Source organism: Nonomuraea sp. NPDC003727, from assembly GCF_053586935.1.
On record NZ_JBSFNE010000008.1, the window covers coordinates 267,558 to 282,022 of the forward strand.

The window sequence follows — 14,465 nt, forward strand, 5'->3', positions numbered from 1 at the left end:
TCAACCCGCCTTCGTCATGCGGATGGAGGTAGGCATGACCAGGCTGCCGACGATGTCCACGGTGGCGCCCTTCGTCGCGACGACCACGGTGTTCTCCACGACCGGGACCAGGTCGGCGGCCTCGAACAGGGCCGACTCGGCCGCCAGCCAGTCGGCGCAGCTCTCCGCGGCAGGCCTGGCCGACGCCTTGGCGACCAGTTCGTTGTAGCGGCTGTTGTCGATGTGGGCGAAGTTGGCGCCCTTGGGCGCGCTCGGCCCGCTCAGGAAGCCGGTCAGCTGCGACGGCAGGAACACGCCGATGGGCAGCCAGACGACGTCCCAGTCCTGGGTGACGTTGAGCGATTCGGCGAGTTTGGTGTCGATGACGCCGTTCAGCCGTACCTCGACGCCCAGCTTCTTCCAGGTGGCGGCGAGGTATTCGGCCGCGGCGAGCACACCCTGTCCCCTGGTCGTGGCGTACAGGTAGCGCAGCGTCAGCCGCTTGCCGTCCTTGACCCTGACGCCGTCGGGACCGGGCCGCCATCCGGCGGCGTCGAGGGCGGCGGCCGCGGCCGCGGGGTCGTGAGCCGGCACGTGCCCGCTGACGCTGTCGCCCTTGCAGGGGCGCGGCTCGAGCACCAGGCTGGTGGCCTTCCGTCCGGTGCCCGAGGCGGCGATCGCGGCCAGTTCCGTCAGGTTGACGCCCTGGGTGAGCGCCTTGCGCACGGCGGGATCCGCGGTCGGCCGGTCCTCACCCTGGTGGTAGAAGAACTGGCCGTTGGCGGCGCCGAGGACGGTCTTCTGGATCGACCGGTCGGCCTCCACGCGCTGCCTGTCGGGCCCCTGGATGTCGGCCGCGTTCAGCGCGCCCGACGTCAGCAGGTTGACCGCGGTCTGCTCGTTGGGCACGACCTTCAGCACGACCTTGGCCGGCAGCCCCGGCGTCCTGGCGGTGACGCCGCCGGGGCCCCAGGCGTAGTCCTGGCGCCGGGTCAGGGTGTAGTGGTCGCCGGAGACGGCCTCGGCGAGCTGGAACGGGCCCGAGCCCGAGGTCTGCCTTGCCAGCAGCGAGCGGTCCTTCAGTCCCTTGCCGCAGACGATGTACACCATGGCCGCGCTCTCCACGATGAAGGAGAAGGGCTGGGGCATGGTCAGGGTGACGGTCCCGGCCGCGTCGTCGGCCTTGGCCGTCATCCCGGCGGGGACGAATACGCCGTAGATGGGCGACTTGGTGGCGGGGTCGGCGATGTGGGTGAAGTTCTCGGCCACGACCGACGGGGTGACGGGCGAGCCGTCGGCGCAGGTGACGTCCTTGCGCAGGGTGAAGGTGACCGACTCGGGTCTGACGTCCCACTTCGCGGCCAGGGCGGGGGTGAGCGTCCCGTCGGGCCGCATGCCGACGAGGGTGTCGTAGGCGTAGTTCAGCACCTCGTTGGTGACCGACAGGATGGCCGTCGCGGGGTCGAGAGCGCCCGGATCGGCGGGGATGGCGGCGGTGAAGGTGGCGTTGTCGGCGAGGCCGCCGGCGCCAGGGGTGGACGGCGCCGCGCCGCAGGAGGCGGCCAGCAGTCCCGTCAGGGCGAGCACGGTCGCCGCGGTGGTTGCGTTCATGCGAAGCTCCCGGCTGGAGGGGTGGCCTCACCCTCCCCTGTGGCCTCGCGGGATTCTTCGTGCGCGGCGACGAAAGCGGCTGCTCCTCTAGTGCCGCCGTCCGAAGATACGCATCATGAGCATGGCGGCGAGCCGCGCCTCGGCGTCGGCGAGATCGAGACCGCTGATCTCGGTCAGGCGGCGCAGCCGGTATCTGAAGGTGTTGGAGTGCACGTGCACGGCCGCGGCGGCGGCGTTGACGTCGCCGAAGCTGTCGAGATAGGCGCCGAGGGTGGCGGCCAGTTCGGTGCCGTGCTCGGCGTCGTAGCGCAGCAGCCGGTGGTAGGGCCCGGTCGGGGCCTGTTCCTCGGCAGCGGCCAGGTCGCCCAGCTGGAGCAGCAGCGACTCGAAGTGCACGTCGCTGTAGCCCGCCACCTGTCCTGAGAGGCCCCTGGAGCGCAGCACGCGCAGCGACCTGTCGGCGTCGGCCCGCGATCTGGCCACCTCGCCCAGGTCGGCGGCGAGCCTGCCGACCCCGATGTTGGCGCTGTGGCGGGGCCCGACCCTGGACAGGAAGCTCTCGGCGACGCGTACGGCCCTGGCCTCCTCCTCACCGCTGGCGTGCAGCGGCAGGAGCGCGTAGGCCACCGAGCCGACGAGGGCGGCGGCCGCCCTGGGATGGATGGCGCCGACGTGGAGGGCGAGCGCGTCGCAGAAGCGCTGCCGGTCGGCCTCGGCCTGGGCGGCGTCGGCCCGCGTCTCGGTGAGCTGCGCGGCCAGCACGCACAGCCGTTCGCTGGCCACCCCGAGGCGGCCGGCGGCTTCGGCGGCGTCCCTGCCGCCCTCCAGGATGGTGGACAGCAGGTCGGCCTGCAGCCGCCGACGGGTGTCGGCGCCCACGCGCTGGCGCAGCAGGTGCAGGGCGACGATCTTGGCGGCGTCGACGAGCGCCCACTCGCGCTGCTCGCTGAGCGGCTCGCGGACGGCGGCCCAGATGGAGCCGAGGATCTCGTCGCCGGAGCGGACGGCGATCGCCACCCGGGGCAGCCCCTCGGACAGTTCGATGAAGATCGGCCCGGTGCTCTGGTAGAGCTTGCGGAACCAGCCCTGCTCGTCGAGCATGCGCTGGTACACCTCGGGCACCTGGCGGCCGAGCACGGTGGCGATCCTGCTGGAGTCGGCCTCCTCCTGGCGGCCGGAGAAGGCCAGCACCCGGGCCGAGCGGTCCTCGATGGTGACCGGCGCGTCCAGCAGCGCGCACAGCGCGTTGGCCAGGGAGAACAGATCGTCGGGCGGCTGCTGGCCGGACTCCGTCAGATCGCCTTCGGCCAGCAGCGAGCGCAGCAGCGCCGCCACCTGTGACCAGGAGGCGGCGCGGGTGAGGCCGAGCACGGCGACGCCGGTCTCCAGCACCTTGGCCCGCACCCGCTCGTCGGCCGCCACGGGCTGCTTGATCACGATGCCGGAGCCGGGGCGGGCCCCCTCCAGCAGGTCGCAGATCGCCTCGGCGCCTTCGACCCCCACGCCGAGCAGCAGGCCGCCCGGGGGCAGCAGCAGCTCGTCGAGGGGGTCGTAGATGTGGACGCCGGTGACCTCGGCGTCGAGGTCGCCGGGCGAGGCGGCCACGTCGAGCACCGTGCTGCCCAGATCGTCGAGGATCCGGCGCAGACTGGCCCGCGGCCGAGTCGTCATCTCCTCACGATAGTGGACGAAAACTGACATCAGCCGCGTAGCTCGTCGACCGCCTCGCGGGCCACCGCGCCGATGACGGCATCCGCCTTGGGCAGGCGGTAGCCGAGCGAGCGCGGCCGGAGGTAGACAGCGACGGCGTAGCGCCTCCCGTCCGGGTACTCCACGACGCCCGCCTCGTTGCGGACGCCGAAGATCGTCCCGGTCTTGGCGGAGATCCGGACGTCGTCGCCGAAGCCCGACGACAGCCGGTGCGGCCAGACCTGCCGTCCCATGATCTGCCTGACCTCCGCGCAGGCCTGCGGCGGGCCCGCCTCGTCGCGCCAGATCTTGGCCAGCAGCGTGGTGGTCTCGCGGGGGGTGGAGGCGGAGGTCCTGGCCGGGTCGAGCACCGACAGCGTGCGCATGGTCTCCGGCGGCGCGGCCGCCGCCTCCTCCAACGAGCCGGCACCGAGCTCGGACAGGACACTGCCCAGCAGCACGCGGCAGTCACCGACCAGGCGCGTGCCCTTCAGCCCGAGCTCGGCGAGGGTGGCGTTGACACGCTCCACCCCCACCTTCTCCAGCAGCACGTCGGTGGCCGCGTTGTCGCTCATCGACATCATGAACAGGGCCAGGTCGCGCAGGGAGAGCTCGATCTCGTCGGCGCAGCCGGAGGTCCCGATGCCGCCGTCGCGGTGCTCCAAGGTCACCGGCAGCCGCTCGGTCCTGGAGATCAGGCCCGCGGCGGCCTGCCTGGCGTACTCCAGGACGATCGGGATCTTGAAGACGGAGGCGAGCACCACGGGGTCGTCGGCCCCGTGGCACACCTCGCGCTCACCGTCGATCTCCCGCGCGTGCAGGAATCCCTCGACCTCGGCGGCCGCGAACAGCTCACGCACGTGCCACCGCCCTGCCGCCGCTGTGGAGGAAGATCCGCCCGTCCCGCTCCAGGAAGGTGATCGTCGTCTTGGCCTCGACGTCGATGAAGGACTCGTCGGAGTGGTGGACGAACCTCTCGGTCGTGCGCTCGATGCCCGCCTGGCGCATGAACTCGCCGGGAATGGTGGTCACCTCCAGGCCGCCGCCGACCGCGGCCACCTCCTGCACGGCGGCCGGCCCATGGTAGGTGCCCGCGTAGCGGGTGGCGTCCACCGCGGCGGGCCGGTCGGGCACGGTCGGCAGCGGGGTGGGGGTCACCCCCGCCAGCTCGCGGACCAGTGAGAAGGCCAGGTCATCGAGCATGGCGGGCACGTCGCCGCCGTTGCAGCTCATCGCGATCGTGAAGCGGCTGCCGGGGACGATCCGCCAGAACGTGCTCTGCCCGACGGTGCCGCCGTCGTGGCCGAAGACGGGCGCGCCCCAGTCGAACAGCTCGAAGCCGAGCCCCCACCGGTCGGCGAGCAGGCCGGGCACGCCCGGCACGTCCACCTGGGCGGTGGTCATCGCGGCGACCGTCTCCTCCTCCAGCAGCCTGGTGCCGCCGGGCGTGACGCCGCCGTCGAGGAACATCCGGCCGAAGCGGACCAGCTCGCGCGGCGCCAGGCACAGGGTGGACCCGGCGGGCGCGTTCGAGCGCGGCATCTGCCAGTTCGGGTTGACCGCGTTGCCGGGCCCGAGGTGCCCTGCCGAGGCGCGGAACAGCACGGCCTCCTCGGCCAGCAGCGCCCCGTGCGTGACGCCGAGCGGGTTCATCAGCCGCTCGCGCATGGCCCGCTCCCACGTGCCCCCGGCCAACCTGGCGGCCAGCGCGCCGAGCACGACGTACCCCGAGTTGCAGTAGGAGAACATCGCGCCCGGCTCGTAGACCTGCGGCGCGCCGTGCAGGAAGCTCACGAAGCGGTCGAGGCAGTCGTCGCCGCGCCCGGTGTCCTCGAACAGGTCGCCGGCGAACCCGGCGGTGTGGGTCAGCAGGTGCCTGACCGTGACCGTCTCGGCTGCGGCGGCGTCGGCCAGGCCGAACTCCGGCAGGTACTTGCGCACGGGCGCGTCGAGGTCCACCGCGCCCTCCTCGACCAGGCGCATGACCAGGGCGGCCGTCCAGATCTTGGTCGTGGAACCGACCTGGAAGAGGCTGTCGGTCGTCGTCTCCACGCCCGTGTCGCGGTTGACGACGCCGGTGGCCGCCTCGATCAACCGGCCGTCCGCCCACACGGCGACGGCGGCTCCGGGGACGTTGTGGTCGCGCGCGGCCTCGTCGAGGCGGTGCTGCAGGTCCATGGATGCTCCTCAGGCGATCTTGGGAGTGGCGCGGACGCCCATGTGGACGTAGGGGGAACCGTCGGCCAGCTCGTAGAAGACCGCCGACAGCCACTGCGGGTCGTCCGGGAGGCGGCCGACGAAGGTGACGTCGTCGACGGGCAGCAGGTCCAGCTCGGCCGGCTCCGACAGGTCCGCCAGGGCGCCCGTGGACTCCATCAGCAGCCGCAGGCCGCCGTCGCGGACCGTGATCGTCAGCCGCGCGCCGACCCGCTCGTACACCCCGGCGTACCGCTCGGCGTCCACCTCGACCGGCTGCTCGGGCGGCCCGAGCACCGGGGGGACGGCCACGCCGTCCAGCTCGCGGAACAGCTCGGTGGCCAGGTGGTGGAAGAAGGCCGCGCTGTGCCCGCCGTTGGCCACGGCGCACACGACGGTGCCGGTGTCGGGCAGCATCCACAGCATCGACGACTGGCCGATGGTGTTGCCGCCGTGGGAGACGACCCGCCGGCCGTCCCACTCGTCGAGGATCCAGCCGATGCCCCAGTGCGTGCCCAGCGTGTACGGGTTGGGGAGGGCGACCTGCGGCTCCCACAGGGCGCGCGGGTCCTTGAGCAGACCGCCCTCCAGGTGGGCGCGGGCGAAGGCGACGACGTCGGCGGGCCTGGCGGTGATCAGCCCGGCCGGGCCGCAGGAGCGCATGAGTCCCCACACGGGGCTGGGCTCCCCGTCGACGTGACCGACGGCGGCGCCGAAGCGCAGCACGTCCTCGGGCAGGGTCCAGGTGTGGGTCAGGCCCAGCGGTTCGATGATCTGCTCGCGCAGCGCCTGGTCCCACACCTTGCCCGTCAGGTGCTCGACGACACGGCCGGCGATGACGAACCCCGCGTTGCAGTAGGACTGGGTGGCGCCGAGCGGATGGTTCTGCGCCAGGTCGGCGCAGGCGGCGACGTACCGCTCGATGCAGTCGTCGCCACGGCCGGTGTCGAGGAACAGGTCGCCGTCGATGCCCGAGGTGTGGCTGAGCAGGTGACGGACGGTCACCGTCCCGGTCACCTCGGGGTCGCCGACCCGGAAGCCGGGCAGCAGCTCGGCGACGGGGGTGTCGAGGGTGAGCGCGCCCTGCTCGGCCAGCAGGGCGAGCTGGGTGGCGGTCCACACCTTGGTGACCGAGCCGATCTGGAAGAGCGAGTCGGGCGTCACCTGCGCGCCCGTGCGGCGGTTGAGGACACCGGCCGCGCTCTCGTGCACCTCCCCCTGGTGGAGGTAGGCGACAGCGGCGCCGGGGACGTCGTATTCGGCGATCAGCTCTGCGAGCCGATCACCCATTGCTCCAGCCACGCGACGATCCTTTCGTTGTAGTCGAGCCGGTGGGACGGGCGTCCGTTGAGGATGAACAGGTGCGAACCACCCGGGTAGCGCACGAGCCTGGCGGGCACCCCGCGCTCGCGCAGCGCGGCGAACCACTGCTCGGCCTGCCCGACGGGGCAGCGGTCGTCGCGCTCGCCGTGCAGGACGAGGGTGGCCGCGCGCACGCCTGCCACGTGCGTGAGCGGCGACTGCGCCGCCAGGTCGCCGCGGCACTCGAACGTCTTGAGCAGGTGTCCGGCGTCCGAGGTGCCCGACATGCTGGTCAGGTCGCTGACGCAGCCGCCGGGGATGGCGGCCCTGAACCGGTCGGTGGTGGCCGACAGCCAGCAGGCCATGTAGCCGCCGTAGCTGTAGCCGGTGACGGCCAGCCGGTCCGGGTCGGCCACGCCCTCCTCGACCAGGTCGTCGAGCGCGGCCAGGAAGTCGCCGGCGTCGGCCAGGCCCCACGCGCCGATCGCGGCGGTGTAGAAGGCCTCGCCGTACCCGTCGCTGCCGCGCGGGTTGAGCGTGAGCACGCTCCAGCCGCGCGCGGCGAGCACCTGGTGGTAGAGGTGGACGCCGTCGAAGACGGGTGCCCACGCGTTGTGCGGGCCGCCGTGCACGTCGAGCAGGAGCGGTCCCGGCTGCTTCAGCGCCGGGTCGCGCAGCAGGAAGCCCTCGACCGGGGTGCCGTCGGGGGCGGTGAACACGCGGCGTTCGAGCGGGAACAGCTCCACGTCGGGCAGCGCGTGATCGGTGAGCCGCCGACCGTCGAGGTAGACGTCGCCGGCGCTGCCAGGGCCGGCGGCCACGTAGGCCAGGCGGCCGGCCGCGGCCGTGGCGCCCGACACGCCGAACTCCCCTCCCACCCTCGCCCGGCCGTCCAGGTCGAACAGGTGGGTAAGGCCGCCGTCACGGGCGCAGAACAGCAGCTCGTCGCCCAGCAGGAGCGGCGGGGCGCCCGGGTAGCCGGGGGCGCCCACCATGACGTTACGGTCCAGGCCGGTCTCGATCTCGACCAGGCCGCCCGCCTCGAGCGCGAACAGGCGGGTGTGGCCGACGGGCTCGCCGGTGAATCCGGTCACCACCAGGCGCTCGCCGAGCCACCACACGCCCGTGCAGGTCACGCCCTGCTCGGTGAGCCGCTTGGGCTGCCCGCCGTCGAGGTCGACGAGGTAGACGGCGCCGCCGGGCACCAGGTCCCGGTCGGGCTCCATGGCGGCGACGAAGGCGAGACTCTGCCCGTCGGGCGACCAGGTGGGCTCGCCGGCGTGGAAGTCGCCCTCGGTGAGCCTGCGCCAAGCGCCCGAGTCCACCTCCACGACCACCACGTGGGTGCGCAGGTCGCGCAGCAGGCCGGCGCCGTCGGCCTTGTACTCCAGGGTGTCGGCCACGACCGGGTCGTGCGCCTGCGCCTCGCCGTACGGGGCGGTGAAGGCCAGGCGGCGGCCGTCCGGCGACCACACGGGCGGGCCCGCGCCGTCGGTGGCCAGCACGCGCGGCTCGCCGCCGTCCATCGGCAGCAGGTGGATCTGCGGCTTGCCGTCGACGGGGCGGACGAAGGCGAGCGTTCGGCCGTCGGGCGACCAGCGGGGAGCCAGGTCCGCGGGGCCGCCGGTCAGCCGGCGCGGCTCGTGGCCCGGCTCGGCCAGCCACACCTCGCAGCGGTTGTCGTCGGCGTCCCTGTCCGCGGTGGTCAGCGTGTAGGCGACCGCGCCGCCGTCCGGGCGCACCTGCGGATCACCGGGTACGGCGATGCGGAAGAGATCGTTCAGGGAGAGGCGGGACATGATCGAACGGTAGGTGAGAGGCCAGGACGCATCTTCGGCCGCGCGCACGAAGCGGACGCGGTTCATTGTGCCGTCGTACGAGGGGGCACCCCATCGGCGAAGTGATCAAGGCCACATCCTTGTCCTGTCCGATCGGTCAGCTCTGACCGATCGGACAGTTATCGTGGCTGGCATGGCACGTCCCGCTTCCGCCCTGCGCGGCCACCTCCTGGACGCGGCGTTGGACCTGTTCGCCACGCGCGGCTACAAGGGCACCTCGCTGCACGACATCGCCCAGGTGGTGGGCTGTTCCAAGGCGTCCTTGCTCTACTACTTCGTCAGCAAGGAGGCGATCCTCACCGAGCTGCTCACCCCCGCCGGCGAGGAACTGGGCGCGCTGGACGCCCGGCTCGCGGGCATGGAAGGGGCCCCGGCCGCGGAAGCGGCCGTCACCGGCTTCGTCGACCTGGCCATGCGGTTCCGGCGCGAGGTCAAGGTCCTGTTCCAGGACATCCCCGGGCTCACCGGCCACCCGGCGCTGGGTGCCGTGCCCGCCGTCATCGCGCGGCTGATGGCGGCGATGGCCGAGGGCTCGGCCGCGGCCAAGGGCCTGGTCACCGCTTCCATGGTCATCGGCGCGGTCTCCGTCACCTGCGCCAGCGACCTGCCGGTGACGGACCAGGACCTGCGTGCCGAGCTGATCCGCGGCGCCCTGCGCACACTCGACCGCGAAACCCCCTGAACACGAGGAAAGACACCCACGTTCATGGCTTCTCTGCTTTACCGGCTCGGCCGGTTCTCCTTCCGCCGCCGGGGGCGGGTCCTCGCCGTCTGGCTGCTCGCGCTCGCCCTGCTGGGCGGGGCGGCCGCCGCCTTCATGGGCCCCACCAGCGACGACTTCACGATCCCGGGTACGGAGTCGCAGCGGGCGCTCGACTCCTTGCGGCGGCAGTTCCCGCAGGCCGGCGGCACGACCGGCACCATCGTCATCGCCGCACCCGAGGGGAGGAAGCTCGACAGGGCCGCGGTCGCCGCCATCGTGCAGGAGGCCGACCGGGTTCCGGGTGTGATCGCCGCCGTCGACCCCTTCCAGGTCGGCGCGGTCTCGCGCGACCGCTACGCGCTGGTCCAGGTGCAGTTCGACACCGCCACCAGCGAGATCACCGACGCTCAGCGCGCCGCCTACCAGAAGGTCGGCGCCTCGGCGCACGGCCTGCGGGTGGAGCACGGCGGTGAGGTGATGACGGCAGGAGCCGAGATCGGCTCCACCGAGGCTCTCGGTGTCCTGGTCGCCGCCGTGGTCCTGGTGGTCACCTTCGGCTCCCTCGTGGCCGCCGGCATGACGCTGCTGAACGCGCTCGCCGGCGTGGCCGCGGGGATGTCCGGGCTGTTCGCCCTCAGCGGCGTGCTCGACCTGACCAGCACCGCGCCCATCCTGGCGCTGATGCTGGGACTGGCCGTGGGGATCGACTACTCGCTGTTCATCACCTCCCGTTACCGGCAGTTCCTCGCCGAGGGCGTCGAGGCGCAGGAGGCCGCCGGGCGGGCGACCGGCACCGCGGGCTCGGCCGTGGTCTTCGCCGGTGCCACCGTCGTCATCGCCCTGGCCGGTCTCGCCGTGGTGGGCATCCCCTTCCTCACCGTCATGGGCCTGGCCGCGGCCGGCACCGTCACCCTTGCCGTGCTGGTCGCCCTCACCCTGCTGCCCGCCATGCTCGGCTTCGCCGGCCCCCGCGTCATGCCCAGGGCGCACCGCCGTGGAAGGGCCGCCGGCCCCGGCCGCGAGGGCTTCGGTTACAGCTGGGGCCGGATCGTCACGCGCCTGCGCGTCCCGATTCTGGCGGCCGGTGTCGTGGGGTTGGCCGCGCTGGCGCTGCCCGCCCAGGACATGCGCCTGGCCCTGCCCGACGCCGGCACAGCCCCCTCCGGCTCCGCGCCCCGCGAGGCCTACGACCTGATCACTGAGGGCTTCGGGCCGGGCCTCAACGGCCGGCTGGTCGCCGTCGTCTCCGGCGACGACGCCGCATCCACCGGCGCGGCCGCCAAGCAGGCCGCACTCCTGATCCACGGCACCGAGGGCGTGCTCGGCGTCTCCCCGCCGCAGACCAACAGCCAGGGCACCACCGCGCTGATGACCGTCATCCCCAAGGCCGGGCCCACCGACGCCGCCACCGAGCGGGCGGTGCGCCTGATCAGGGAGCGCGTGTCCGGCGTCAAGGGCGCCACCGTCGCGCTGACCGGCGCCACGGCCATCGGCATCGACGTGTCGGCGAAGCTCGCCGAGGCGATGCCCGTCTACCTGCTGCTCGTCGTCGGCCTGTCGATCCTGCTGCTCATGCTCGTCTTCCGCTCGCTGCTGGTGCCGCTCAAGGCGGCGCTGGGCTTCCTGCTGACCGTCGGCGCCACGTTCGGCATCACGGTGGCCATCTTCCAGCAGGGGCACCTGGCCGACCTGGTGGGCGTCGACGTCCCCGGACCGCTGGTGAGCTTCCTGCCGATCCTGCTGATCGGAATCCTGTTCGGGCTGGCCATGGACTACGAGGTCTTTCTCGTCTCCCGCATGCGGGAGGACTTCGTCCGCGGCGACAGTCCGGGCCAGGCGACCGTCAACGGGCTGGGCCACAACGCCCGCGTCGTCACCGCCGCGGCTCTCATCATGGTGGCCGTCTTCGGCGGATTCGTGTTCATGGATGACCCGATCATCAAGTCCATCGGCTTCGCGCTGGCCGTCGGGGTGTTCGTCGACGCGTTCCTCGTCCGGCTGACCCTGGTGCCTGCCGTGATGTCCCTTCTCGGCCGCGCGGCATGGTGGCTGCCCCGCGCCGTCGACCGGGTCCTGCCGAACCTCGACGTCGAGGGCGAGGGCCTTCACGAGCACCCCGCCGACCGGCACCGCGACGACTCCAGGGAGACCGCCAGGGTCTGACGTCCCGCCCAGCCGTCCGCTCGCTCCCGGCGGGATCGCGGCGCTGGCGCGGCGGTGGCGTCGCCTGGGCGCGGATTCCGGCGCGGCGGTGGCGCGGCCCGGGTGCGGATTCCGGCGCGACGGCGGCCGGGTCCCGGTGGGGGACCCGGCCGCCAGCCAGGCCGGACATGCTAGTCGAGGATGGACAGCACCGTGCCGGCGCCGACCGTCAGCCCGCCTTCGCGGATGGCGAAGCCGAGCCCGGGCTCCACGGCCACCGACCGGCCGAGCTCGACGACCGCCTCCACCGTGTCGCCCGGCGCGGCGGGCCCGTCCATGACGATCTGGCCGGGCACGTCGGTCGTGCGCAGGTAGAACTGCGGCCGGTAGCCGCTGCCGACGGGCCGGCGTCGCCCGCCCTCGGCCTCGGTGAGCAGGTAGATCCTGGCGGTGACGCGCGTGTGGGCGCGCTGGGAGCCGGGCGCGGCCAGCACCTGGCCCCGCCGTACCTGCTCGCGCCGCACGCCGCGCAGGAGCACCGCCGCGTTGTCACCGGCCTCGCCGCGCTCCATGGTCCTGCCGAAGGTCTCCACCCCGGTCACCACCGCGGTGAAACCCTCGCCCAGGCCGACGACCTCGACCGTGTCGCCGACCTTGACCGAGCCGCGCTCGATCGCGCCGGTGACGACCGTGCCGCGCCCGGTGACGGTGAGCACGTTCTCCACCGGCATGAGGAACGGCGCCTCGACGTAGCGGACGGGGACCGGGATGTGGTCGTCCACCGCCTGGAGCAGCGCCTCGACGGACGCCGTCCACGTGGGGTCGCCCTGCAGCGCCCGCAGCCCGGAGACGCGGACCATGGGCACGTCGTGGTAGCCGTGCTCGGCCAGCAGCTCCGACAGCTCGAGCTCGACCAGGTCGGCCAGCTCCGGGTCGGCGCCGTCGGCCTTGTTCAGCGCGACGACCAGGTGCTCGACCCCGACCCGCCGGGCGAGCAGCACGTGCTCGCGCGTCTGCGGCATGATGCCGTCCTGCGCGGACACGACCAGGATGGCGCCGTCGAGCTGCGCCGCCCCCGTGATCATGTTCTTCACGTAGTCGGCGTGGCCGGGCATGTCCACGTGCGCGTAGTGGCGGGTGGCCGTCTCGTACTCGACGTGCGAGATGTTGATCGTGATGCCCCGCTGCGCCTCCTCGGGCGTGCGGTCGATCCGCTCGAACGGCGTGTACGTCGCGCCGCCCCGCTCGGCGAGCACCTTGGTGATCGCGGCGGTCAGCGTGGTCTTGCCGTGGTCGACATGCCCCATGGTGCCGATGTTGAGGTGCGGCTTGTTCCGCACGTAGGCCTGCTTGGCCATCGTCCCTTTCCTTCGACGCTCGATGCCTGGTGACCCGTCGGGTCGTCAACCCTCCCCCGCCGGGTCACGATCGGACGCACGGGAAAGGGTCAGCGCTCCAGGCCGTCGCGGAGCGTCGCGGCACGGCCCAGCGCGCCTGCTGCCGCAGGCGTGAGCTGGAGGACGTACCGGAACATGATGACCATGATGTCGGTGTGGAATGCCCGGCGGCAACGGATTATTCCGCGTCCCGCCCGGCCGCACGGCGCTGTCAGGCGGCCGCCGCTCCCGGACGGGCCTGTGAGGCGGCCGTTACTCTCGGACGGGCCCTGTCAGGCGGCCGCTACTTCCGGACGGGCCTGTCAGGCCGCCGTTACTTCCGGAGGGGCGGGGCGGCGAGGGGAAGGCGCAGGACGAAGCGAGCCCCGCGGGGGTGATCGGCGGCGTGCAACTGGCCGCCGTGCGCGCGGGCGATCTCGCGCGCGATGGCCAGGCCGAGTCCGGTGCCACCGGGGTCGCGGTGGCGAGCGTCGTCCAGCCGGTACAGGCGCTCGAAGACCCGTTCGCGGTCGGCCGACGCGATGCCTGGCCCGTCGTCCACGACCTCGAGGATCGCCTCGGGCGGGGCTGTGGTGACGTGGACCTCGATCGTGGTGGAGGCGTGCCGCTCGGCGTTGTCCAGCAGGTTGCCCAGCAGCCTGGCGAGGCGGATCCGGGAGGCGCGTACCAGGACCTCGCGCTCCAGGCCGGTGACGACGGTGGCGGCGGGGGCGCGGCGTTCGAGCTCGTCGGCGGCGAAGACGCCCAGGTCGAGCACCTCCATGTCGGCGGTGGTGCCGCTGTCGGGGCGGGCCAGGTCGAGCACGTCCGCGACGATCTCGCTCAGCCGCTCGGTGTTGCGGAGCAGTTTGCGCAGCATCTGCCGCTGGTCGATGTGCGGTTCGGCGAGCGCGGCCTCGAGCTCGGTCAGCAGTCCGGTGATGGGGTTGCGCAGGTCGTGCGAGGTGTCGAAGACCGCCTGGCGTTGCCGGCGGACGGCCTCCTGGAGCGCCGAGATGGTCGCCCGTTGCCGGTCGTGTGTCTCCTGGAGCTGTCCGGCGAGGTTGTGCAGTTCGCAGGCGCGCGCGTAGAGATCGGCGTTCACCTCGTCCGGTTCCACGTCGCGGCCGGGGGCGGTCCGCATGCCGTACCGCTTCATCGCCTTGACGAAGCCGGTGACCTCCTGGCTGCTGAGCAGGATCCAGTCGACCCCGTCCTTCGGCCCCAGGATAGGCGTGTTGACCGTGCTCCAGTACCTCTCCTCGAAGACGCCGGGCCGGCCCACCTCTTCGATGTCGTAGCGCTGCGCCGACATGACGTCGGCCTGGCCGGTGGCCGCGACCTGTTCGAGCGAGGCGCGCAGCGCCTTGGCGCCCTGCATGCCCGGGTCGTCGAGGATGTTCGGGTTCATCGGGAAGGCGGCGAAGACGTCCTGGCCGATCAGTTCAGCCCGGGTGCGATCGAGCGCCCTGAGGAGGGAGTCGTTGACCGCCGTTATGACGAAGTCCGGTGTCAGGACCGCCGACAGGGACGGGGCGGCCGTGAACACCGCCTCGTAATCGATCTTTACCTGCATACCCCAGCCCCCTTTGGCGTTTTTTGTCCTTTTTGGGGTGACCTAAACGCGGG

General features: G+C 72.6%; 10 protein-coding genes. 2 read left to right on the top strand and 8 right to left on the bottom strand.

Translation table 11 applies throughout. From position 1 onward, the window contains the following. The 6 genes from ACWDLG_RS22115 to ACWDLG_RS22140 form a co-directional block, all read right to left on the bottom strand. Positions 1-1,590 carry an ABC transporter substrate-binding protein gene (locus tag ACWDLG_RS22115; protein ID WP_449922566.1) on the bottom strand — a complete coding sequence of 530 codons (1,590 nt, stop codon included), beginning with the start codon at positions 1,588-1,590 and terminating at the stop codon, positions 1-3. 87 nt (positions 1,591-1,677) lie between these two features. Further along, positions 1,678-3,261: a PucR family transcriptional regulator gene (locus ACWDLG_RS22120; RefSeq protein ID WP_354913253.1), complete on the bottom strand. Its 1,584-nt coding sequence runs from the start codon at positions 3,259-3,261 to the stop codon at positions 1,678-1,680. 29 nt (positions 3,262-3,290) lie between these two features. Then, positions 3,291-4,139, bottom strand: coding sequence for a serine hydrolase (locus tag ACWDLG_RS22125; protein WP_449922568.1), 849 nt, complete (start codon positions 4,137-4,139; stop codon positions 3,291-3,293). Continuing rightward, complete coding sequence (locus ACWDLG_RS22130) at positions 4,132-5,457, bottom strand: serine hydrolase domain-containing protein (RefSeq protein WP_449922570.1); 1,326 nt, start codon at positions 5,455-5,457, stop codon at positions 4,132-4,134. Before ACWDLG_RS22130 ends, ACWDLG_RS22125 begins: the two co-directional genes overlap by 8 nt. A 9-nt stretch (positions 5,458-5,466) precedes the next feature. Beyond that, positions 5,467-6,777, bottom strand: a complete 1,311-nt coding sequence (locus ACWDLG_RS22135) for a serine hydrolase (protein ID WP_449922571.1) — start codon at positions 6,775-6,777, stop codon at positions 5,467-5,469. Beyond that, positions 6,741-8,576 carry a S9 family peptidase gene (locus ACWDLG_RS22140; protein ID WP_449922572.1) on the bottom strand — a complete coding sequence of 612 codons (1,836 nt, stop codon included), beginning with the start codon at positions 8,574-8,576 and terminating at the stop codon, positions 6,741-6,743. Before ACWDLG_RS22140 ends, ACWDLG_RS22135 begins: the two co-directional genes overlap by 37 nt. A 172-nt stretch (positions 8,577-8,748) precedes the next feature. On the opposite strand from ACWDLG_RS22140, the gene ACWDLG_RS22145 reads away from it, so the two are divergent. Then, the gene (locus ACWDLG_RS22145) at positions 8,749-9,297 is read left to right on the top strand and encodes a TetR/AcrR family transcriptional regulator (protein ID WP_449922574.1); all 549 of its coding nucleotides are present in this window, start codon (positions 8,749-8,751) and stop codon (positions 9,295-9,297) included. A 24-nt stretch (positions 9,298-9,321) separates the two neighbouring features. Next, positions 9,322-11,481 carry an MMPL family transporter gene (locus ACWDLG_RS22150; protein WP_449922576.1) on the top strand — a complete coding sequence of 720 codons (2,160 nt, stop codon included), beginning with the start codon at positions 9,322-9,324 and terminating at the stop codon, positions 11,479-11,481. Positions 11,482-11,651: 170 nt separating this feature from the next. On the opposite strand, the gene tuf is transcribed toward ACWDLG_RS22150, so the two are convergent. Together tuf and ACWDLG_RS22160 are read right to left on the bottom strand one after the other, a co-directional pair. Next, on the bottom strand, positions 11,652-12,818 hold the full coding sequence (gene tuf / locus ACWDLG_RS22155) for an elongation factor Tu (RefSeq protein WP_449922578.1): 1,167 nt from the start codon (positions 12,816-12,818) through the stop codon (positions 11,652-11,654). A gap of 352 nt (positions 12,819-13,170) precedes the next feature. Continuing rightward, complete coding sequence (locus tag ACWDLG_RS22160) at positions 13,171-14,412, bottom strand: ATP-binding protein (RefSeq protein WP_449922580.1); 1,242 nt, start codon at positions 14,410-14,412, stop codon at positions 13,171-13,173. Positions 14,413-14,465 lie beyond the last annotated feature (53 nt).